The following is a 24,542-nucleotide window of genomic DNA, read 5'->3' as shown; positions in this document are numbered from 1 at the left end:
CTGTATTCCCCTCTTTTGCACAATATCTATTTCTTAACTTATTCCCTTACCTCTTCCAGATATTTTTTAAGATAATAACCCGTGTAAGATTCTTTCACTTTCGCAATCTCTTCCGGAGTACCCTTCGCAATTACAGTACCACCTTTGTCTCCACCTTCTGGTCCAATATCAATAATATAGTCCGCAGTCTTAATCACTTCGAGGTTATGCTCTATGACTACGACCGTATTACCACCTTCCGAGAGTCTTTGTAAGATCTCTACCAACTTGTGAACATCTGCAAAATGAAGACCTGTTGTTGGCTCATCTAAGATATAGATTGTCTTTCCAGTACTACGCTTACTTAACTCTGTGGCTAACTTAATACGCTGTGCTTCACCACCAGAAAGAGAAGTCGATGGATGACCAAGCTTTAAGTAAGAAAGTCCAACATCATTAAGGGTTTCAATCTTTCTCTTAATGGAAGGTACATTCTCAAAGAACTTCACTGCTTCTTCTATCGTCATATCAAGAATATCATAAATACTCTTACCTTTATATCGAACCTCTAATGTCTCACGATTATAACGTTTTCCACCACACACCTCACAAGGAACATAGATATCTGGTAGGAAGTTCATCTCTATCTTAATGATACCATCACCGCTACAAGCTTCACAACGTCCGCCTTTAACATTAAAACTAAAGCGTCCCTTACTGTATCCCTTCATCTTTGCGTCTGGTGTTGCTGCAAATAAATCACGGATTTGATCAAAAACACCAGTATAAGTAGCAGGGTTAGATCTAGGAGTACGTCCGATTGGTGACTGGTCAATGTTTATGACTTTATCAAGCTTATCAATACCAATCATATCGTCATGTTTTCCAGGAATACAACGAGCTCGATTTAAATCTCTTGCTAAACGTTTATATAAAATCTGTGTTACCAAGGAACTCTTACCAGATCCCGATACCCCTGTTACACAGGTCATCACACCAAGAGGAATATCTACATTGACATTACGAAGATTATTCTCTTTTGCTCCCTTAATAGTTAAGAACCCTGTTGGCTCTTTTCTTACCTTTGGTACTGGAATCTTAATTCTTCCACTTAAGTAAGCACCAGTAATAGAGTTTGGGTTGTCCATGATTTCCTGTGCTGTACCAACAGCGACAACTTCACCACCATGCTCACCTGCACCAGGACCAATATCTACAATACAATCTGCTGCAAACATTGTGTCTTCATCATGCTCAACTACAATCAGCGTATTCCCAAGCTCTTTCAGATGCTTTAGAGTCTTTAAGAGTTTATCATTATCTCTTTGATGCAAGCCAATACTTGGCTCGTCCAAAATATAGGCAACACCAACTAATCCTGAACCTATCTGAGTTGCCAGACGAATTCTCTGTGCTTCTCCACCGGATAATGTTCCGGTTGCTCTGGCAAGTGTTAAATAATCAAGACCTACATCCATTAAGAAGCCAATTCTAGCACGAATTTCTTTTAATACCAGCTCACCAATCTTTAATTGCATTGAAGTTAAAGTAAGTTGATTCATGAATTCATGAAGTTCACGAATAGAAATTTCAGTTACCTCTGCAATATTCCTATCACCAACAGTAACAGCAAGAGCCTCTCGTTTCAGTCTCTTTCCTTTACATGCCTTACATGGAGTCGTATTCATAAATGTCTCATATTCCGCACGCTGTGTCTCTGAACCAGTTTCGCGGTATCTGCGCTCCATATTTCGAATTAAACCTTCAAATGCCACATCATAGACACCAACACCACGTTGCCCTTGATAATGAACTTTGACAGTTTTTCCATCTGTACCATGCATAATAATATATTTAACTTTATCCGGATAGTCACGATAAGGAGTGCTTAGACTAAAATCATACTCTTTTGACAACGCTTCCATCGTAGCTCTTGTATAACTTCCTTTATCCGTTACGGATGCCCAGCCCATAGCAGCAATCGCACCTTCATCAATACTTTGTGAAGTATCCGGGATTAGTAATTCTTCTGCAAACTCCATCTTAATACCAATACCATGGCACTCCGGACACGCTCCAAATGGATTATTAAAGGAGAAGGTTCTTGGCTCCATCTCTTCCATACTAATACCACAGTCTGGACAAGAAAAGCTTTGAGAGAATGTTAACTGTTCTCCTCCAATAACGTCAACTATAAGAAGCCCATCACTTAATTTGAGCACACTCTCTACGGAATCTGTCAGTCGCTTTTCAATACCAGCTTTTACAACGATACGGTCTACCATTATTTCAATATTATGCTTTTTATTCTTTTCCAGTTTTATCTCTTCGGTTAGTTCATATAGATTTCCATCTACCATCACACGTACATAACCGCTCTTTTTTGCCTGCTCAAATATCTTTGTATGCTCACCCTTTCTTCCACGTACTACGGGAGAAAGAAGCTGTAACTTCGTACCTTCTGGTAATCTCATAATCTCATCTACCATCTGGTCAACGGTCTGTTTCTTAATTTCCTTTCCGCAGATAGGACAATGCGGAATACCGATTCTTGCATAGAGCAAACGAAAATAATCATAAATTTCCGTTACTGTTCCAACCGTAGATCTTGGGTTACGATTCGTAGATTTTTGATCAATGGAAATTGCAGGAGATAACCCTTCAATACTTTCCACATTCGGTTTCTCCATCTGACCAAGGAACTGTCTTGCATATGACGATAATGATTCCATGTATCGTCTTTGCCCCTCTGCATAGATGGTATCAAATGCGAGAGAGGATTTACCTGAACCGCTAAGTCCCGTAAGAACAACGAATTCATCTCTTGGAATATCCACACTGATTCCCTTAAGATTATGTTCTTTGGCACCGCGGATTTTGATAAAGTGTTTATTATCAGCCATCATTTAACCTCTATTCTAACTCATTAATTTGCTTTTTTAATTCTAGCAATTTATCACGAAGCTCTGCAGCAAGCTCGAAATTCAATTCCGCTGCTGCCGTATGCATTTCTTTTGTTAATTTCTTCGCCACAGCCTCTAATTCCTTGCGGCTCATAGATTCGTAGTCTTTTATATTCATATCATACATTTCCTTACTTACTTTCTTGGAAATGCTGATAAGTTCACGTACTTTTTTCTTAATTGTCTGTGGCGTAATACCATGTTTCTCATTGTATTCGTCCTGAATCTTACGACGACGTTCTGTCTCCCTCAGTGCCTTATCCATTGAATCGGTGATTCTGTCTGCATACATAATAACCCGACCCTCTGCATTACGGGCAGCACGTCCAATCGTCTGGATCAACGATGTTTCAGAACGTAAGAATCCTTCTTTATCCGCATCAAGAATCGCAACTAAGCTGATCTCTGGGATATCAAGACCCTCACGCAATAAGTTAATTCCAACCAATACATCAAATACATCCATACGCATATCGCGGATAATTTCAGAACGTTCTAAGGTATCAATATCAGAGTGTAGATACTTAATACGAATACCTAACTCTCTCATATAATCCGTTAAATCTTCTGCCATTCTCTTAGTCAGCGTAGTAATCATGACCTTATTCTTCTTCGCAGTTTCCTTATTCACTTCAGAAACTAAATCATCAATCTGCCCATGTACCGGTCTAACCTCAACAACAGGATCAAGGAGACCTGTTGGACGTATAATCTGCTCTGCACGAAGTAGCTCATGATCTTTCTCATATACATTCGGTGTAGCAGAAACAAATAGCATCTGATTAATTTTACTTTCAAATTCCGTAAAGTTTAATGGTCGGTTACTCTTTGCAGATGGAAGACGGAAACCAAAATCAACTAAGGTAGTCTTTCTTGACTGGTCACCTGCATACATTCCTCGTACCTGTGGAATTGTAATATGGGACTCATCTACCATAATCAGAAAATCATCTGGAAAATAGTCAATTAGAGTATGTGGTGTACTCTCTGGTGTTAAACCAGCAAGATGCATCGAATAGTTTTCTACTCCAGAACAAAAACCAGTTTCTCGGAGCATCTCAATGTCAAAATGGGTACGCTCTGAAATTCTCTGTGCCTCTAATAGCTTGTCCTCACTCTTAAAGTACCGAATTCGATCCTCTAACTCTTCTTCAATATTAACAATCGCCCTCTCAAGGTTGTCTTTGGATACAACATAATGAGATGCTGGAAAGATAACCATATGCTCTAACGTACACTTAATCTCTCCGGTTAAAACATCAATCTCTGTAATACGTTCTACCTCATCACCAAAGAATTCAACTCGGTATGCCAAATCTGTTCCAGTAATCGGAAATATCTCAACAACATCACCTCGAACGCGGAAAGTACCACGTTTAAAGTCCATATCATTTCTTGTATATTGAATCTCAACAAGACGGCGAAGCACATCATCGCGGTCCCTTATCATACCAGGACGAAGGGAAAGTGTCATGTTCTGATAGTCAACCGGGCTACCAAGTCCATAGATACAAGACACGGATGCCACTATAATAACATCACGTCGTTCTGTCAATGCTGCAGTCGCCGAGTGACGCAGTTTATCAATCTCATCATTAATAGCAGAGTCTTTTTCTATATAAGTATCCGTTGATGGCACATAAGCCTCCGGTTGATAATAATCGTAATAAGAAACAAAGTATTCTACCGCATTCTCTGGAAAGAATTCTTTAAACTCACCATACAACTGTGCTGCTAACGTTTTATTATGTGCAATGATTAACGTAGGACGATTCAACCTTTGTATGACATTCGCCATCGTAAAGGTCTTACCAGAACCAGTAACACCTAGTAAGGTTTCAAATTGGTTACCCTCTTCAAACCCCTTCACCAAGGCCTCTAGCGCCTCAGGCTGATCTCCAGTCGGTGCAAATTCCGACACTAATTTAAAATGATCCATGTTTGCCTCTCCTGTCTAACTCTGTCCATACTAATTATTAGTCATTATATCATAACCATATTTTAGATGCAATATTTTTCGAATGTTTGTTCGAAGCTTTCCTATAACAATTTAATTAAAAAAATCGATTTCTCAAGTGATTAACCACCTGCAAAAACCGATTTTTATTATAGCTAAATTTTACTTTATCGTATACAATACTACACGAATAGAGATTCCTATTGCTTCTCTAATAAGCGTGTTATTGACTCATGCTCTTCATCATCAAGAATACCATCATGATCCAAAAGAACAATCATCTTACCATTTTTATTCGCTACTAGTTTTGCATACTTTGTTTTCTTACTCTTGATAATGATAGGAACTTCATTCAAATCTTTCGCGCTAAATTCGACAATACCATCCACGGCGTCTACTTTGAACCCAACGGTCATACCATTTGTTTTGGTAACAATCAATTGAGAGGTTGTAGACTCCACTTCAGGCAATCCAAATTTCACACGGAGGCTGTATACTGGGATAACTTCTCCTCTCAGATTCAAAATGCCGAGGATATAGTCTGGAGCATTAGGTACTGGCACGACCCCATGATATGTTTCAATTGCATTTACAATTAAAATATCGAATCCGTACTCTTCCCCTCCTAGTTTAAACACTACTTGTTTTGTTGCTTCCATACTAACCCTCCATTCCTGCGCTATCGCGCATTTAAATTATCGTATGTTTGTACAAAAAGTTTACGTAGGTACAAACATTTCTCTGTAAATCAAATTTCATCATTTTATTAAGAAAAGCTATTATAAAATTCAAAATCGAAAAAGTCGAATTTCAAAATTCATTTCCATAAATAGATTTAAATTTTCTTAAAGTGTACGAATGTTACTCCCTCACATTTAAAAGTGCCCGAATATTACTTCCACACATTTAACTAGGATTCCTCATCGCTTGAAGAATGAATCCACTTAAGGTATGCATTGATAAACGGATCTATGTTTCCGTCCAGTACACCAAGTGCATTAGATACATCCGTATTCGTTCTATGATCTTTCACCATGGTATATGGCTGAAGTACGTAGGATCTTATTTGGTTACCAAAATTAATATCCCTAATCTCACCACGAATTCCTGATTCTTTTGCCGCGTTTTCTTCCTTTTTCTTTAGATAAAGTTTTGCCTTTAACATCTGCATCGCCTTATCCTTATTTTGAAACTGGGAACGCTCATTTTGACATTGCACTACAGTTCCGGTTGGAATGTGGGTAATACGAATCGCAGATGATGTTTTGTTAACGTGCTGGCCACCTGCACCAGAAGAACGGTACGTATCAATACGCAAATCGTCATCATTGATTTCAATATCAATATCCTCTTCGATGTCAGGCATAACATCACAGGAAACAAAAGAGGTCTGTCTCTTGCCGGCTGCATTAAACGGAGAGATTCGAACAAGACGATGAACCCCTCGTTCCGATTTTAAGTGACCATATGCATTCAATCCATTAATCTGAAGTGTAACAGATTTATAACCAGCCTCTTCACCGTCAAGAAAGTCCAAAAGTTCTGTAGTATATCCTTTCTTATCCGCCCATCTCTGATACATACGATATAACATACTTGCCCAGTCACAGCTCTCTGTTCCGCCCGCACCTGCATGCAGCGTAAGTATCGCATTATCTTTGTCATATTCATCGGATAATAGGGTATTTAATCTTAACTCCTCAAGAGCATCAATAAACTGCTCCAATTCCTGCTCAATTTCAGGAATCAGATCAGGGTCCTCTTCTTCATATCCCATCTCAAGTAAAGTTAAAATATCATCATATTGTTGTTTTAAACCATTGTATTCCGAAACAATATCTTTCAGATTCTTTAACTCTTTCATGTAAGCTTGTGACTTTTCTTGGGAGTCCCAAAAATTTGGTTCCTCCATAATTCCTTCAATTTCTTCAATCCTCAGCCTCTTATTAGCGAGGTCAAAGTGAATCCCCCACTTCGATTAGAGGCTTATCATATTGACTCAGTGTATATTTAAATTGATCCAATTCAACCATCTAACCACCTCATTTCTTTTTAGATTTTCAGAGTGACTTCACCACCCTAGAAAAGCGGATATAACATCCGCTTTCCTCCTAACAAGAAAAAGTTCGCTCCGCGTACTTTTTCTTGTTTCCACTATCATAAACCTGTGAAGTGGTGTGAATTAGATTCTACCAACTCCGCCACAGCAATGCTTATATTTCTTACCACTTCCACATGGACATGGATCATTGGGTTGAACTTTCTTGGTCGCTCTCTTTACAGGTGCCTTAGCTACAGATTCATCACGGTTTGTACCGGTTACCTTAGCAACCTCTTCACGTTCTACCTTTTGCTCAATACGAACATGCATTAAAGCTTTTACAGTATCTTCTGTAATGGCATTAATCATGGTGTCAAACATTTCAAAACCGCTAAACTTATATTCTGTCTTAGGATCTCTCTGACCATATGCCTGTAAGCCAATACCTTGACGTAACTGATCCATATCATCGATATGATCCATCCATTTACGGTCAATCACACGAAGAAGTACAACACGTTCCACTTCTCTTAAATGTTCTTTCTCTGGGAATTCTGCTTCCTTCTCTTCGTATAACTTAACTGCTTTTTCCTTTAACATATGAATTAATTCATTTCTCTTCATATGTCTTAATTCATTATCTTTTAACTCCACAGGCTCCATTGGAATAATCGGAAGTAACATCTGATTTAATTCTGCTAAATCCCATTCTTCTGGAAGCTGGTCGTCGCTAATGCTAGTATTTACGCAGGTTTCTACGTTATCTGTAATCATCTTAAAGATAACATCTCTCATACTATCGCCGTTTAATACTTTCCTTCTTTCAGCGTAGATAATCTCACGTTGCTCATTATTTACTTTATCGTACTCAAGAAGATTCTTACGGATACCAAAGTTATTATCCTCTATCTTCTTTTGTGCCTTCTCAATAGCACCGCTTAACATCTTATGCTCGATCTGCTCACCTTCTGGTAAACCAAGTGACTTAAAGATTGTATTTAAACGTTCTGAACCAAACAAACGCATTAAATCATCTTCCAAACAGATGTAGAAACAAGATTCACCTGGGTCACCCTGACGACCGGAACGACCACGTAACTGGTTATCAATACGTCTGGATTCATGACGCTCTGTACCGATTATCTTAAGACCACCTAGTTCTGTTACACCTTCTCCAAGCTTGATATCAGTACCACGACCAGCCATGTTGGTTGCTATGGTTACAGCACCTTTTTGACCTGCGTCTGCGATAATTTCCGCTTCTAGTTCATGGAACTTCGCATTCAATACCTTATGAGGAATATTCTTTTTCTTTAATAATTCACTGATTTCTTCGGATGCTTCGATTGTAATAGTACCAACGAGCACCGGCTGTCCTGCCTTATGAGCTTCTACGATTGCATTGATAACTGCATTCAATTTTTCTCTCTTAGTACGATAAACAGCGTCATCTTTATCAATACGGGCAACAGGACGATTGGTTGGTACTTCCACAACGTCCATGCCATAGATTTCACGGAATTCGTTTTCTTCGGTTAACGCAGTACCAGTCATACCACATTTTTTCGTGTATTTATTGAAGAAGTTCTGGAATGTAATTGTCGCAAGAGTCTTACTTTCTCTCTTTACCTTTACATGTTCCTTCGCTTCAATCGCTTGGTGTAAACCGTCAGAATATCTTCTACCAGGCATAATACGTCCAGTAAAGTCATCTACGATTAATACTTCGTCATCCTTAACTACATAATCTTTATCGATTGCCATTAAGTAATGAGCACGTAATGCTAAGATAATATTATGTTGAATTTCAAGATTCTCAGGATCTGCAAGGTTTTCTATCTTAAAGAAGCGCTCTACTTTTTCTACACCCTCTGCGGTAAGGTTTACAGCCTTCTCTTTCTCATTTACAACAAAATCACCAGTTTCTTGGTCATCTTCTTTCATGATGATATCCATCTTAGAAAGTTCTTTCGCAGTACCTTTAGTTAACTGGCGAGCTAAGATATCACATGCTTCATACAGTCTAGTTGATTTTCCACTTTGACCTGAAATTATAAGAGGAGTTCTAGCCTCATCGATTAATACAGAGTCAACCTCATCGATGATAGCAAAATGCAAATCTCTCATAACAAGCTGTTCTTTATAAATAACCATGTTATCTCTTAAGTAATCAAAACCTAATTCATTGTTTGTAGCATAAGTAATATCACAGTTATATGCTTTTCTTCTTTCGTCATTATCCATATCGTTTAAGATACATCCAACACTTAAACCAAGGAAACGATGAACTTCACCCATCCACTCAGCGTCACGCTTTGCAAGATAGTCATTTACTGTTACGATGTGTACGCCTTCTCCTTCAAGTGCATTAAGATATGCTGGAAATGTAGATGTAAGTGTCTTACCTTCACCAGTTCTCATCTCAGAGATTCTTCCCTGATGAAGAATGATACCGCCTAATAGCTGAACATAATAAGCTCTATTACCAAGAGTTCTCTTCGCAGCTTCTCGAACTACTGCATAAGCTTCCACTAAGATATCGTCTAATGTCTCACCATTTTTCAAACGATTTTTAAACTCTATAGTTTTACCTCTTAATTCATCATCCGAAAGTTTCATCATATCCGGTTCTAATGCCTCTATCTTATCTGCAGTAGGGCGGATAAGTTTTATCTCTCGTTCGCTATGTGTTCCAAATATTTTCTTTATTAATCCCATTTACGTTTTCACTCCTAACATTTCATTGTAAAGCCCCATGCATTCTACCTAACTAGGCTAGAACGTAAGAAGCAGGTAAGCATGCGGACTCTACAACTTGATGAGTATCTTACTTTGTGCCTACCATCGCTTTTAAACCCTATAGGGTCTATTGTATCATTTACATCTCTACTATTCAACAATAAATTACTTGGTTCGTGTGTATTGTTCTTCCAATGCAACAAGGCTGCCACTAAGTGTTCCAAAGGGCTTCCCCTTTGTATTACTTAACAACAGCCTTATCCGAATGCAGTTAGCATTCTATTACCTTTGTATAATATTGTACTAGCATATCCTATCTAATACACTCTTTTCTTTTTGATATAAGGTGTATCCCTACTCCTTTCTTAGAATTCAGGTTCTATTAATCCGTAAGAATTACCTTTTCTCTTATAAACCACATTCACTTCATCAGTTTCCGCATTACGGAACACGTAGAAGTTATGTCCAAGAAGCTCCATCTGCACACAAGCTTCTTCTGCATCCATTGGCTTCATAGCAAATCTCTTTACACGAGTAATGTTAATATCCTCTTCATCGCTATCTTCATTTAGTACATCTTCAAAAAAGGATGGATTAAAGTTTGCCGCGGACTGATTCATGTCTTTTAGTTTACTTTTATACTTTTTAAGTTGTCTCTCAATTACTTCCTCAACAAGATCTATGGAAGCATACATATCATTGCTTACTTGTTCTGCTCTGACGATATTACCTTTCATAGGAATAGTAACTTCGATTTTCTGTCGATCTTTTTCAACACTTAATGTAACGTGAATTTCTGCCTCTGGATTAAAATACTTTTCCAACTTGCCAATCTTTTCATAGATCGCACTCTTAAGTCCCTCTGTTACATCAATATTCTTTCCGCTGATTATATAACGCATACTGACCAACTCCTTATCGTCTGATATTCCAACATAATAAAGGCAAATACTAATACTTGATGTCTTTCTTTATGATGTTACTAATATTATACCACTATTTAGAATGTTAGACAATACCTTCTGTCCAATAATTATCAATATTTCTTCAAATTGTCCCACTTATTCAGGATAAAGTCGATTCTTGTTTCAACTTTACTTGCAATATCTCACTTAATTTTCTATATAAACCACTTATTCGAAATTATTCGACAATATTCCAAGCAAATGAAATCTTAATTTCTCATTTTTCCGACAATACTATTGTCAAGTGCGTCTTTTGAAATTAATAGTCAGATTGTACATTTTTACACATATGACAAAACACATATTCGAACTTGACATTATTTTTTTATACGACAAATGTGGTTATTCACTGTGGATAATGTGGATAACTCGGTGTATAACTTTTAAAGTACGTCATTTTCCATGTTTTTATTGTGGATATCTTTTGGAAACTTTTTTTATTTCCTTTTATCATTTGTAATTTATTACCATATCTGAATATTGGTTTGTGCACTTTGTATAAGCTCTTTCTTGTCAATAGGATTTTCGAAGATTATTTTATTTCTATATTTTCTTTGTATTCTGACAATTATCAGAATTTTTCTGTTACCTTATGTCAATCTATCTCATTTTCTATTGTCTAAATCGAGCCACTACCAACGACAATTTAACTCATAATAACATCTCTATCTATTTTCACTTCCATCGATATAAAAAATCCACACCTACTCAAACTTATCCTTGATTATGAACAAGATTAATCCACAATACGTAAGATTATCTTTATCATGAACAAGATAAATTTACGCTTCACAAACTTATCTTGTCATTAATGAATATTGGGTTCTATAATAAAGGTTGGGGTGTGTATCATTTAACACATTCCCAACCTTCTTTTTATGTATTAAAATAAAATTGGAGAATAATATAGGGAAGTACTATGCCCTAAATCATTCTCCAATCATAACTTCTGATCTCTTATTTAATTTTTTATTCCTTATCCCTTATTGCTGTTATTTCTATAAGTGATTTAAATAACGCTCTACACCAGTTACCGCAACCGCTCCATCGGATGCTGCAGTAATTACTTGTCTAAGTTCCTTTGTACGGATATCCCCTGCTGCGAATATACCTGGAACATTGGTTTCGCAACTTTCATCTGCAATAATATAACCACCCCTATCAACAGCAACTGCAGGTGTATATACTTCAGAATTCGGTACATTACCAACCGCAATAAATACACCATCCACATTAAGTTCTGATGTTTCTTCTGTAGCAACATTTCGTACCTTAACTGCATTAACAGCATCTGTACCAACAATTTCATCGACAACACTGTTCCAATGAACTGTTACATTCTCAAGAGATAATAACTTTGTAATAAATGTTTTCGCTGCTCGAAACTCATCTCTACGATGAATTACATGCACTTCCTTACAAATTCTCGCAAGAAAGATAGCATCTTCTACGGCCACATCTCCACCGCCTACGACTGCAACGGTTTTTCCTCTAAAGAATGCACCATCACAAGTTGCACAGTAAGATACTCCCATGCCTTGTAGTTCTGCTTCTCCCTTAACATCTAATTTACGAGACGCAGCTCCAGTCGCAATAATAAGTGATTTCGCGTAAAATTCCTCTCCATTATCCAAGACGATTTTCTTAATACCATCCTCTACTTCAAATGCCTTCACTTCACCATAAACATGAGTGGCACCCAGTTTATCACTGTGTTCTCTAAATTTAACTGCCAAATCAAATCCGCCAATACCCGGAATTCCTGGATAGTTATCCACTTCATACGTATTGATGATTTGACCTCCACTCATTGGTTCTTTTTCAATCACTATGGTATTTAACTCTGCTCTTGAGGCATAAATACTTGCAGTTAAACCTGCTGGACCCGAACCAATGATAGCCAGGTCATGAATTATTTTATTCATATACAACACTCCTTTACTATATAATAAGCAATTTATTGCTAAAGTTTCCTTATTGTTATGTCGATGTAACCCATGTGTACAAACACAGAAAGGTGGTATATCTATGGACATTGCTGCTTTATCCATGGCGAATAGCCAAGCAAATCTTATGACTCAGGTTAACACTGCTGTGTTAGCTATGAATCTAAGCTCCATAAAAGAGATGGGTGAAAACATCACAAAGTTAATGGAGCAATCCGTAACTCCAAACCTTGGGCAAACCATTGACGTTACATGCTAATGATTCCCTGAAGGGTGAGTTCATTTATTACTAAGAAAAAGACACAGATTGCGATTGCAATCAAAAGAGGGAGAGTAAATAAGGCTCTAGCTTTTACTTTCCCTTCGCCTTTATACTCATCACTAGAAATATAGTGATTTCCTTCGCCTTTATACTCATCGCCAGGAATAGAATGATTTCCTTCTAATCTATACTCCTTATTCTTTGAAAATAGACTTTTAATATATTCATATCTTCCAGTATTCTTTGCAATCTTACGATAAATCAAAAAAGCTAATACTCCACCTAATAAAGCGGTAAGACCATAAGTTCTTAAGATATCAATGAAATTCGTATCCGATAACACTGCATTACCACTCTCTTGAAGTACTTGCTTAAAATCAACTTGATCCGTACCTATCAATTTCGTAATAGAATCTGCTAATCCTTGGTCACCACGTGCTATCGCATCATTTGCCATATTCCTTAAATATTCAATTAGTCTTGGAATAGCATAAACTAAGGTAATCGACCAACCATTCATGATAAAGTGAATTATCATCGTCGAAAGAATAGAATCTGTTGCTTCTATTACAAATGCAAATACAATTCCCATAACAAAAGCATAGCAGAACTGATTCAAGTTACCATGCAAGATACCAAATAAGAAGGCTGATAAAAATGCAGCTCCAAGTGGATTCACTCTTCGATATCCCTGATAAAATAAACCTCGATATACGATCTCTTCCATTACACAAGGTACGAAAGCTACACAAAATAGTGCAAACAAATAAGTATTTTTTTGAGTTATATTTAACATCGTATCATTAATTGCTGCCACTGAAAACATACGTGATATGGCATTCACAAAGTTGATTGCTGGTGTAATACAGATAGTAAATAATATAAGCCATATCACATTTGATAACGATACCTTGTGAAAACAAAGTTGCTCGCGAATGCTTTTTTTATCTTCCCCGGTTCCATATCCCATAGAATAATAATTTATCTCCAACCCATCTGAGAATCTCTTTTGTCTCCTACTTTCTACGATTAAAAATACAATAGAAGGTCCTGCTATGATTGCTTGAGATATTAATAGTAAAAATGCTTCATTTGATACGAAGTCTCTAAAAGGTATAAAGTTTGATATAAATATAGTAGTTATGGTAAATAAAAATACTATATTTATTTTTCTAACGTAGTTCATCCCAGACCTCCTGTTTTTCATTTCTTTTTGATGGGTTTGTTCATTAATTTGAATGTACTTCTTTTTTATTATACCATATTCTCAAGCTCAAATGATATACGGCAACTTATGCCGTTCCTATGCACTCACTTCATTCGGCACTGGGTATACTTATCGTATATTCTTATATCACTGCCCAAACTTGTTAAGTACATTATACCACATTTTTATTCTTATCGGAAGTTGATTTCTCTACTCTTGTTATTTTTGGAAGAAACGTGATATAATGTGAATAATCGTGTTCAGTGGAGGCTTTTCTTATGTATAGTTTTGACAGCAGAGTAAGATACAGTGAGGTTGACCATAATAAAGTTATGACGGCGTCAACTATTATCAACTATTTTCAAGATTGCTCTAATTTTCAATCGGATTCTTTAGGTGTCGGTATCGAAGAATTAACAAAGCGATCTCGAGTATGGATTATGAGCTCTTGGCAACTAGTGATAAACCGCTATCCTACCATAGGTGAACAAATTACCATTGGGACATGGCCATATAAATATAATGGAATCTATGGATATCGTAATTTTATTCTTTATGATGAAAAAAAAGAAGTTGCTGCCGTGGCAAATTCAATTTGGGTGCTCATGGACACGAATCTAAATCGTCCGGTTAAGATTACAGATGAGGATTATCAGGCTTATCGAAATGAACCTGCTTATCCTATGGAGTATGCTGACCGTAAAATTAGGGTTCCAAAAGAATTAACTTCCCTAACTCCATTTACGGTAATGCCTTCTTTTATTGATGTATTAAATCATGTAAACAATGCTCAGTATATCCGAATGGCGACCGATTATGTCGATGAGAATTTCCAAATAACACAAATGAGAGCAGATTACCGAAAATCAGCCCTTTTGGGAGATATCATCTATCCCAAAATATCAAAAACGAACGATTGTATTACCATAGTTCTTTCCGATAAGGAAGGACAACCCTATGTAACCGTTGCCTTTTATGGCACTACAGTATAGAAAGGAATTACTATGATTCAATTAGGAAAAATCCAAACACTTACCGTTGCTAAAACGACGGATTTTGGTGTTTATCTAGCAGACAACGATAATTCTAGAAAAGAAGATACCATTCTGCTACCAAAAAACCAAGTTGCAGCAGGAACAAAGATCGGAGATCAACTTTCTGTCTTTGTATATAAGGACTCAGAAGACCGTCCAATCGCAACACAAACTACTCCAAAGCTAACATTAAAAGAAATTGCCGTATTAAAAGTAAAAGAGGTTACCACGATTGGTGCCTTCTTAGATTGGGGAATTGCAAAAGATTTATTCTTACCATTTAAAGAACAGACTCATCCTGTTATAGCAGATGAAGAAGTTCTTGTAAGCCTTTATATTGATAAGAGTAAACGCCTTTGTGCAACCATGAAGATTTATGACATGTTGCAAACAGACTCACCTTATGGAAAGGATGATAAGGTTACTGGTATCGTTTATGAAATCATTCCTGCCTTTGGTGCATTTGTTGCAGTTGATAATAAATATTCAGCTCTTATCCCAAATAAGGAACTACACACGAAATTAAATCCAGGTGAAACGGTTACCGCACGTGTTACTATGGTACAAGCAGACGGTAAGCTTGACCTAAGTCTACGCGAAAAGACTTACTTACAGCTTGATTCCGATGCTGAGATAATCTATGAGAAGTTAACTGCTGCAGGTGGTTTCCTTCCATTCCATGACAAATCCGAACCAGATGCAATTAAGAAGGAATTTAACCTAAGCAAGAATGCATTCAAACGAGCTATTGGTCGTCTGATGAAAGATAATAAAATTAAGATTTTAGAGGATGGAATTCAAATAGTATAGGTTCTATAGAAAGCGTTGGTGCGAGTGTGTCTACATACACTTACATCAACGCTTTTTTTGACATCCAAAAAGGTTCCAAACCTTCTTATGATATGTAATTATAAAATATCTCTCCATCAAGCCTTCGAAAACATTTTCCAGGCGGCTGCAAAATTTTTTGATTTATAAAGGAAAATCACTTCGCACACTTTTCCTTGTTATGAATAATTAAAAATAGCAGCCAGAATAAGTTAAGAGATTGTTCCACTCTCATTATTCCAACTGCTTCTTTATGTCCCCATGGAGGTATTAGTTATCTAAGAAACGCATTTTAGCGTGATCTCGATAATCTTTTGATCCCTTTGGATCGTCTGTTTTATATGCGCTTCCAAGTGTATTTACTAACTTATCTTTGCACAAATTGCAAAAACGTCCGGTGCGGATCATAGTACCACAATTTTCGCACTCTAGGCCTACCAAAGAATCCTCCGAAAATGCAAGTCTCTCCTCACGAACCCATTGTCTAAGTTGTTGCACAGTTACTTCATTTACTTCCGCCACTTCCTGAATGTTTGCTTTAGGATTGTCATATATGTAGTTTTTTACGACTTCGAACTTTTTATCTAATTCACGCATACAAGCAGGACAAAATTGAACCCCACTGAGATAATTAAATAATTTTCCACAACTTCTACAATTTCTTACGTCCATATTAAACCTCCATTCTGTCGCAATTCTGCGTATTGGGGCGACAGCAAAAATTTACCGTGTGACCCATTTCTCAGAATCCGTTGCCTATACAAACCGTAACAAAGAATACTTCAAGGCATCCAGCCTTTTGTAATACATTCGTACACGCTTCAATTGTACTTCCTGTCGTGTAGATATCATCAACTAGTATCACACGTTTGTATGGGAACAACTCCTCTGACTTTTTGACATTTGTTGAAACAGAGAATGCCTTCTCCAGATTTTTCATTCGTTCTTTGTTATCTAGCTTTTTTTGTGGTTTTGTATCCATGGTTCGTACCAGAAGTTTGGTATCCACTGGAATAGAAAGTGCCTTTGATAGTCCTTCGGCCAACAACTGAGCCTGATTAAATCCTCTTTGCTTATATTTGTTTTTATGTAAAGGAATCGGTATTAGCACTTCTGCCTTCGTTTTATATATCCAATCTCCAAGGTTTGATACCATGTAGTCTACATAAAACTCTGCATATTCTTTTTTTGCGTGATACTTAAACTCACTTAGAGATTTCTTTAATTTTTCATTGTAAAGAAAACAAGCAAATCCTCTCGTATAATGATGCTGCTTCTTAACACAGTCAAAACAATATTCTTGTTCTTCTGCTAAAACAGGTTTGCTGCATTTTTTGCAGCGAGGTTCCATAAGTACAGGAAGCTCCTCACTGCAAATACTGCATATCTTTCGATCCTTCGGAACTAAAATCTCATTACAAATCGGACATCGCTTTGGATAAACAGCATCCAATATTTCTCTCCATACCATTCTCCACACAGGTTTTCACCTTCTATCTAAACTAATTGAATAATTTATTAGGATATTTACCCTGTGCAATTAATTCAAGAATGGAGTCTACTACTAACTGTTTATCTTCTTTGTAAGTTACTCCAAACCATTTATCGTTTGTTCTTAATACCTTTACTTTCGCTCTATCTTCTGACACCATCTTGCCAACAACATTTGGTAATAGGTATTCTGCTTTTGTATTATTTTTATCAAGGCCTTGTAAAAAGTCAATAAATCCAGTTTCTAACTCTTGTAGGAAGTTTGGTATAAATCCCCACATGTTCATAGATACAGAACTATCTAATGTAATCGTTACAGGATTACCATTGCCATCCTTACCAACTGCTACATCACCCTGTTTCTCAATCCCAAAGGTTTCCTCTACATGGGATAAGTAACCAGATTCATCTACATTACATACACCTCTTGTTACAATACCATTGTCACTTAAGGTATTACCAAGAACAAATCCTGCCATACAGTATTCATTCTCCTTGTTATAAGTATCGACATTTCTTAAGAAATTCTGAACCTTTACAAACGCTTCTTTTCCATAATAGTCATCAGCATTAATAACTGCAAATGGTTCATTTACTACACCCTTGCAACACAATACAGCCTGTCCAGTACCCCATGGTTTTGTACGGTCTTCTGGTTTTGAAAAACCTGCTGGAAGTTTATCAAGTTCCTGATATACATACTCTACTTCGATTTCTTTCTCAATACGACTTCCGATGATTTCTTTAAAATCCTTCTCAAGGTCATGACGAATAATAAATACGACTTTGCTAAATCCCGCTTCTATCGCATCATAGATAGAGTAATCCATAATTATCTCGCCGCTTGGTCCGACTTTTTCAAGCTGCTTGATTCCTCCTCCGTAACGGCTACCAATACCTGCTGCCATAATTACTAATGTAGTCTTATTCATAAGGAACCCCTCCTAATATAATAGGCGCTACCTTGCGCCGTTCATCCAACAATAGATACATTATGATGCATCTTTGTGCTTAATAAGATGAAGTGGTTAATTGTCTTATTTCATTTGACTTTTCAATTTCCTATCTTCATTAAAATTATTATACACTATGAAACTACCATATGCACCACTTTTTTGAAAACTAGCTTAATATTTGCTTCCTTTCCATAATTCTAGACTGTAAACCCGAATAACGCTTTAACTCACTTTCGTTATCAATCATTGACTGCACCATATTATCACTACCAACGATAGTAACGCATTGCTTTGCTCTTGTAACCGCTGTATATAAAAGGTTTCGGTTAAATAACATCCTTGGCCCACTGTATATAGGTAGAACAACCGCTGGGTATTCACTACCCTGTGATTTGTGAATCGTCACTGCATAAGCCAGTTCTAATTCCTCTAATTGACTAAATGGATAGGTAACCAGACGTCCTTCATCAAACTCTACCGTTAACTCCTCTGCAAAAAGATTAATTTCTTTAATTACTCCTGTATCGCCGTTAAATACACCAGTCCCACTATCAATTGTAATACCATAACGGCTTTTGGTCTCCCAGGCGATTTGATAATTGTTCTTCACCTGCATAACCTTATCACCCTCACGAAAGATTCCACCGAAATGTTCCTTTTCCTTTTTCTCCTGGGAGGAAGGGTTTAGATACTGTTGTAATACTTGATTCAATCTTTCTACACCAAGTTCTCCTTTTCGCATCGGCGTAAGTACTTGAATATCGTAAACAGAAGCATTCACGTACTTGGGCATCTTATCGCGAACTAGAGAGATAATTACGCTAATAATTACATTAACATCATCTCTTTTTAGCAAAAAGAAATCCTTACTCTTATTATCCAAGGTAATATGTTCTCCGGAATTGATCTTATGAGCATTTACGATAATATCACTTTCGGATGCCTGCCTAAAAATCTTTTTTAGCATAACAACTGGAAATGCCTTCGATTCAATCATATCTCGCAGTACATTACCCGGTCCAACGCTAGGTAACTGGTTAACGTCACCAACTAAGATTATTCTGGTGCCAACCGTAATCGCTTTTAATAAAGAATGCATTAACGAGATGTCAACCATCGACATCTCATCGATGATAATCACATCCGCCTCAAGAGGATTTAGCTCGTTACGTTCAAAGCTCATCCTACCATCCTTATCGTCCATTCCCTTCGTAAGCTCCAATAAACGATGGATCGTACTTGCTTCATAACCAGTCGTTTCTTTCATACGCTTTGCAGCTCGTCCAGTAGGCGCTGCTAGAAGCATATCCATCCCTTCTGCTTCAAAAAAGCGAAGTATTGTATTAATGGTTGTAGTTTTACCAGTACCAGGACCACCGGTTATAATTAATAACCCGCTGCGGACAGCCTCCATCACAGCATAGCGTTGCATTTCATCTAGCTCCAGATTTGTTTCCTGTTCAATTTTTGCAAGTCTCGTTTCAACTTGAGCTGGGGAGATATCATAGGATATACTAAGATCAGAAAGCATATTCGCAACATTTAACTCCATATAGTAAAAAGATGTACTATAAACATGCTGTTCTTCCCCTGATTCTTTTACTACCAGCTTTTTTTCAAGAGCGAGAGAGGTAATGTGCCTCTTAACCGTATCTGCTTCCACCATAAGCATCTCACAGGTTTTACCTACCAAACTATGCATTGGAAGATATACATGTCCGTTACCGCTTGCAAGCAATAAGTTATAAAGGATACCTGCTTTTACGCGATAGTCTGAGTCAGTTCGAATTCCTATCCTAGAGGCGATTTCATCTGCAATCTTAAAACCTACTCCACTAATATCTTCTGCCAAGCGATATGGATTCTCTTTTATAACCTCATACATACGCTCTCCATACTGCTTATAGATTTTTACTGCAAGATTTAAGGAGATGCCATATTGTTGAAGAAATAGCATAGCACTTCTCATCTCTCTCTTTTCGGAAAACTGCCTGTAAATCTCTCTTGCTAACTTATCACTGATCCCCTTCACTTCAGAAAGACGTTCCGGTTCTTCTTCAATAATCACAAATGTTTTTTCTTTAAATTTACGAACAATACGTGCGGCTAATGCGGTTCCTACTCCTTTGATTGCACCGGACCCTAAGTAACGTTCGATCGATAGTAAGTCCTCTGGCTCCTTCATCTCATAGGAGCTCACCTGAAATTGCTCACCATACAATGGATGTGCAGTATAGCTACCGGTTAAAGAAAGATATTCTCCTTCATTCACAAAAGAAAATGTGCCAACGCAGGTCACTTCATCTTCCTCTGCGGAGAGACTTAGTACAGTATAACCATTTTCAGCATTTCGATATACAATTCTCTCTACATATCCTTTTAACTCTTCTGCCATACTCTTCCTTTCTACACCCAGTGCATATCGAATCTGTATACAGATTTAATGCACTATAAAAATTTGTGAAGGAACAAAATTCTTTCACATTGTCTACTGTGTGGGTATGTTTTTAAGTGTACACTTCACTGTGCGCCTTAAGTGTGTAAATAGCCTCATTAGCAAAAACATCAAGTAATATTGATGTCTTTGCCAATGAGGCTTATCTTTTATCTTATTTAAATCCTGATTATTTTAAATTCTATCAAGTGTTCTGATCTCTCTTCATTGCCTCATAAAGCTGCTTTGCAATCCCTAATTGACCGGATTCTGTGATATCCTTAGCATAGCTTTGGTATAACATATCGCCAAAGTAGGACATATACTCATTTTCATCATCATCGCTCTTCGCAATGGTATTCTTTACCTGCTTCATAACTTGTTCTACTAAATAGTTTTCAAAGCTCTTACAGGACTCCATTAGTTCCTCGTCCGATGCAGTCTTAACATCTTTGACAAGGCTGTTTTCTAACTTTGATGTTTTTGATGTACTTTGTGCAGTTTGGGTCAATGTCTGAAACATTGCGTCACTTCCAACGGAAATACTCATCTGCTTCTTCCTTTCAGTTTACAGAAATTCTGTTTGCAGAAATTCTGTCTAATAACAGATATTCTACTGTATGGATAAAATTCTGCCTAATGGTTTCATATCATTTAACGACGTAAGTTATTCGCTTGCTGCAACATCTCATCTGCAGCTGTAATTACTTTGGAATTCATCTCATAAGCTCTCTGTGTCACAATTAAATTCACAATTTCATCCGCAGTTTGTACATTGGATGCTTCGAGATATCCAGTATGAATCTTACTTTGTTTTAGATTATTATTCTCCACTTCCTTAAGAGGAGCTCCCGAGCTTTCAGTTTCATAAAATAAACTTCCACCGGCTTTCTCTAATCCAGCAGGATTAACAAACTGAGTAAGACCGATTTGAATTCCAGTACGCTGCGCAATATTATTTGCATCAGGATACATTAAGTTTCCATACTCATCCATCGTTACTTTCGAGATATCCCAATTGTTGTTAAATACAACTGGCTGTCCCTTTGTATTTAATACCGGATATCCGTCAGCGGAAGCTAAGGTAACTCCTTCTGCACCTATTGCGATATGGAAGGAACCATTTCTAGTATATGCGGTATTGCCATCGGAATCACGAACAGAAAATAAACCATTACCTGAAATCGCAAGATCCCAATCATTGTTGCTTTCTTGTAAAGTTCCCTGAGTAAAGGAGGATACGATACCAGTTACTCTGACACCAGAACCAACCTGTCCTATAACAGGTTTTACTTTTCCTTCACTATCCGTTACTTTACTTTGTATTTTAGAATATAACAAGGAAGAAAATTGTGCGTTCTCCTTTTTATATCCAGCAGTATTAATGTTTGATAAATTATTTGATATGGTATCCAAAGATGTTTGCTGAGAAATCATACCCGATGCCCCAGTCCAAAGTGCTCTCATCATAAAAATCCTCCATTCTGTCGCAATGCCTCGAATATGGGCGACAGCAGTAATTCGTTTTGTTCAGTGCAAGTGTTATCTTATCGTAACATAATTGATATAAAAATCTCTAAGATTAGATTTTACCTATTGAGTTTGCAGCTAATTCTAATGTACCGTCTATGGATTGAAGTACTTTCTGATTTGCTTCATAAGCTCTTGTAATTGCAATCATATTTACCATTTCACTAACAACATTGACATTAGACTGCTCTGTGTATCCTTGACGGATACCAGCAGCTGTATCTTTTACTCTAGCACCGTCTACTGCTTCATACATAGACTCGCCAAATTTTTTTAGATAATCATAATTCTCAAAATCTGTTACGACTAACTTGTCCACCTGTGCGCCATCTGCAAACACGTTACCCTGTAAATCAATGACGATTTGGCTGGCATCTGTTGGCACCTGAAGGTAACCCCCTTCACTCATGAGGTGATTTCCATTCACATCTACAACATAACCCTCTTTGTCCATTAAAAACTGTCCGGCTCTGGTATAGCGTTCTTTTGAATTACCATCCTTATCTAACACTTCCATCTTAAAAAATCCAGAACCTTCAATTGCGAAATCAAATGTATTCCCAGTTTCTCTTAAAGAACCCTGTGTATAATCAGTATAAACTTCACCAAGCTTCACTCCAAGTGTCATTTTACCAATTCTCTTATCAGTAAAATTCTCGGATTCATCTCGAATTTTTAACGTTAGAACATCATCGAAGGATTGATTTGTGACGCCTTCCTTTTTATATCCAACAGTAGCGGAATTCGCTAAATTGTTTGATATGATATCTAGACGCTTTTGTTCATTTTCCATACCAGTCCAACCAGTATATAGACCTCTAACCATTCCATTCTCCTCTCATGACATATCTGTCAATGAATTTATCCATTCCTTGTATTTTGTGAAGCTAAGTTTGTTATACTTTTTTTGTGCCTGAATATGGCATGCTAAAAAATTCTATTCTTATAATCAGTCTTTTTTACCACTTAAAAATTCAACGTACTTACCAGTACCAATTGCTACTGCTGTCATAGGATCTTCTGCAGTCATTGTTGTAATACCAGTTTTTTCTTCGATTAATTCTTCTAGCCCATATAATAAACAACCGCCACCTGTTAATACAATACCACGATCTGCGATATCTGCAGCTAATTCCGGTGGAGTTTTTTCAAGTACACTATGAACTGCTTCTACAATCTGAGAAGTAGTTTCTTTTAATGCCTCTTCTGTTTCTTCTGAAGTAACAGAAATTGTTTTTGGAAGACCTGTAACAAGGTTACGTCCTCTAACATCCATGGCTACAACTTCTGGTCTGCGGTAAGCAGAACCAATCTTAATCTTAATATCTTCCGCTGTTCTTTCACCAATTAATAAATTATGCTTTTTACGCATATAACGAACAATCGCTTCATCAAAGTCATCGCCTGCAATCTTAATTGAGGTAGAAACTACCGTTCCTCCTAAGGAAATAACTGCGATATCAGTTGTACCACCACCAATATCTACAATCATATTACCGCATGGTCTTGAGATATCAATACCAGCACCAATTGCTGCTGCGATAGGCTCTTCTATAATAGCAACATCTCTAGCACCTGCTTGATAAGTTGCATCTTCTACTGCCTTCTTTTCTACTTCTGTTACTCCACTTGGTACACAAACGCTAATAATTGGTTTACGGAAACGTTGCTTACCAACTGCCTTCTGGATGAAGTATTTTAACATTTTTTCAGTTACTGTATAATCGGAGATAACACCCTGACGTAATGGACGTACCGCAACGATATTTCCAGGTGTTCTACCAAGCATTAGTCTAGCTTCTTCACCAATTGCTTTTATTTTATTTGTATCTCTGTCAAAGGCAACTACGGAAGGCTCCTTTAATACAACGCCTTTACCTTTAATATATACCAGAACACTAGCTGTTCCTAAATCGATTCCGATGTCGCAACCCAACATTGTAATTCTCCTTTCAAAAATCCACCAAAATAGATATTCTATCTTATTCTCTATCGATTAATCCAAATCTAAACGTATACTATTATATTATAAACATGTTTCAGAAAATTTTCAAAGGAAATTTTCATAACTTTTCCTAAAATCATCAATTTACGATAAATTTTAACATTTTCAATTGCATAGTAAAGGTTTTTAAAATCTCATTCCAGTACTTTTTATTATTTTTTCATGATTTTAGGTGTTATATACTTCGTTCTCGATTTGTTCTTTC

General features: G+C 37.0%; 19 protein-coding genes. 3 read left to right on the top strand and 16 right to left on the bottom strand.

Going from position 1 to position 24,542, the window contains the following annotated elements; translation table 11 throughout:
• Positions 1-38: 38 nt before the first annotated feature.
• The 7 genes from uvrA to trxB form a co-directional block, all read right to left on the bottom strand.
• Entirely contained in the window at positions 39-2,882 is a 2,844-nt protein-coding gene (gene uvrA, locus CPHY_RS01410; protein ID WP_012198290.1) for an excinuclease ABC subunit UvrA, read from the bottom strand.
• 10 nt (positions 2,883-2,892) lie between these two features.
• Complete coding sequence (gene uvrB, locus CPHY_RS01405) at positions 2,893-4,881, bottom strand: excinuclease ABC subunit UvrB (protein WP_012198289.1); 1,989 nt, start codon at positions 4,879-4,881, stop codon at positions 2,893-2,895.
• Between the two features lie 218 nt (positions 4,882-5,099).
• Entirely contained in the window at positions 5,100-5,558 is a 459-nt protein-coding gene (locus CPHY_RS01400; RefSeq protein WP_012198288.1) for a chemotaxis protein CheW, read from the bottom strand.
• A 251-nt stretch (positions 5,559-5,809) separates the two neighbouring features.
• Positions 5,810-6,932 (bottom strand): peptide chain release factor 2 gene (gene prfB / locus CPHY_RS01395; protein WP_157668636.1). Its coding sequence is split into 2 segments (ribosomal slippage): positions 5,810-6,856 and positions 6,858-6,932, totalling 1,122 coding nucleotides; the frame shifts between segments, so codons are not numbered across the junction.
• A gap of 149 nt (positions 6,933-7,081) precedes the next feature.
• Positions 7,082-9,658 (bottom strand): preprotein translocase subunit SecA, encoded by a 2,577-nt coding sequence (gene secA, locus CPHY_RS01390; protein ID WP_012198286.1) that lies wholly within the window; start codon positions 9,656-9,658, stop codon positions 7,082-7,084.
• 386 nt (positions 9,659-10,044) lie between these two features.
• Positions 10,045-10,581, bottom strand: coding sequence for a ribosome hibernation-promoting factor, HPF/YfiA family (gene hpf / locus CPHY_RS01385; RefSeq protein ID WP_012198285.1), 537 nt, complete (start codon positions 10,579-10,581; stop codon positions 10,045-10,047).
• A 1,061-nt stretch (positions 10,582-11,642) separates the two neighbouring features.
• On the bottom strand, positions 11,643-12,569 hold the full coding sequence (gene trxB, locus CPHY_RS01380; RefSeq protein WP_012198284.1) for a thioredoxin-disulfide reductase: 927 nt from the start codon (positions 12,567-12,569) through the stop codon (positions 11,643-11,645).
• Positions 12,570-12,672: 103 nt separating this feature from the next.
• On the opposite strand from trxB, the gene CPHY_RS21125 reads away from it, so the two are divergent.
• Positions 12,673-12,849, top strand: a complete 177-nt coding sequence (locus CPHY_RS21125; protein ID WP_012198283.1) for a YjfB family protein — start codon at positions 12,673-12,675, stop codon at positions 12,847-12,849.
• Here the strand turns inward: CPHY_RS21125 and CPHY_RS01375 are convergent.
• On the bottom strand, positions 12,839-14,038 hold the full coding sequence (locus CPHY_RS01375; protein ID WP_012198282.1) for a CPBP family intramembrane glutamic endopeptidase: 1,200 nt from the start codon (positions 14,036-14,038) through the stop codon (positions 12,839-12,841). The genes CPHY_RS21125 and CPHY_RS01375 overlap by 11 nt on opposite strands.
• 299 nt (positions 14,039-14,337) lie before the next feature.
• Between CPHY_RS01375 and CPHY_RS01370 the strand changes: the two genes are divergently transcribed.
• Both CPHY_RS01370 and CPHY_RS01365 read left to right on the top strand, forming a co-directional pair.
• A complete protein-coding gene (locus tag CPHY_RS01370) occupies positions 14,338-15,051 on the top strand; it encodes an acyl-[acyl-carrier-protein] thioesterase (protein WP_012198281.1) in 714 nt (237 codons plus the stop codon).
• A gap of 12 nt (positions 15,052-15,063) precedes the next feature.
• Positions 15,064-15,903 carry a CvfB family protein gene (locus CPHY_RS01365; protein ID WP_012198280.1) on the top strand — a complete coding sequence of 280 codons (840 nt, stop codon included), beginning with the start codon at positions 15,064-15,066 and terminating at the stop codon, positions 15,901-15,903.
• 288 nt (positions 15,904-16,191) lie between these two features.
• Here the strand turns inward: CPHY_RS01365 and CPHY_RS01360 are convergent, their stop codons facing one another.
• From CPHY_RS01360 to mreB, 8 genes are all read right to left on the bottom strand, one after another.
• A complete protein-coding gene (locus tag CPHY_RS01360) occupies positions 16,192-16,593 on the bottom strand; it encodes a flagellar protein (RefSeq protein ID WP_012198279.1) in 402 nt (133 codons plus the stop codon).
• A 70-nt stretch (positions 16,594-16,663) separates the two neighbouring features.
• Entirely contained in the window at positions 16,664-17,392 is a 729-nt protein-coding gene (locus tag CPHY_RS01355; RefSeq protein ID WP_041703054.1) for a ComF family protein, read from the bottom strand.
• A 31-nt stretch (positions 17,393-17,423) separates the two neighbouring features.
• Entirely contained in the window at positions 17,424-18,344 is a 921-nt protein-coding gene (locus CPHY_RS01350) for a nucleotidyltransferase family protein (RefSeq protein WP_012198277.1), read from the bottom strand.
• A 190-nt stretch (positions 18,345-18,534) separates the two neighbouring features.
• Positions 18,535-20,763, bottom strand: coding sequence for an SF1B family DNA helicase RecD2 (gene recD2, locus CPHY_RS01345; RefSeq protein ID WP_012198276.1), 2,229 nt, complete (start codon positions 20,761-20,763; stop codon positions 18,535-18,537).
• Positions 20,764-21,007: 244 nt separating this feature from the next.
• Complete coding sequence (locus CPHY_RS01340; RefSeq protein ID WP_012198275.1) at positions 21,008-21,352, bottom strand: rod-binding protein; 345 nt, start codon at positions 21,350-21,352, stop codon at positions 21,008-21,010.
• 104 nt (positions 21,353-21,456) lie between these two features.
• Positions 21,457-22,272, bottom strand: a complete 816-nt coding sequence (locus CPHY_RS01335; protein ID WP_012198274.1) for a flagellar hook-basal body protein — start codon at positions 22,270-22,272, stop codon at positions 21,457-21,459.
• A gap of 112 nt (positions 22,273-22,384) precedes the next feature.
• On the bottom strand, positions 22,385-23,158 hold the full coding sequence (locus CPHY_RS01330) for a flagellar hook-basal body protein (RefSeq protein ID WP_012198273.1): 774 nt from the start codon (positions 23,156-23,158) through the stop codon (positions 22,385-22,387).
• A gap of 123 nt (positions 23,159-23,281) precedes the next feature.
• Positions 23,282-24,271, bottom strand: coding sequence for a rod shape-determining protein (gene mreB, locus CPHY_RS01325; protein WP_012198272.1), 990 nt, complete (start codon positions 24,269-24,271; stop codon positions 23,282-23,284).
• Between the last annotated feature and the right edge of the window lie 271 nt (positions 24,272-24,542).

The sequence above is a fragment of the Lachnoclostridium phytofermentans ISDg genome (assembly GCF_000018685.1).
GTDB lineage: Bacteria > Bacillota > Clostridia > Lachnospirales > Lachnospiraceae > Lachnoclostridium > Lachnoclostridium phytofermentans.
Note: the sequence above shows the minus strand (reverse complement) of the source record. Positions and strands in the feature narration are given on the sequence as shown.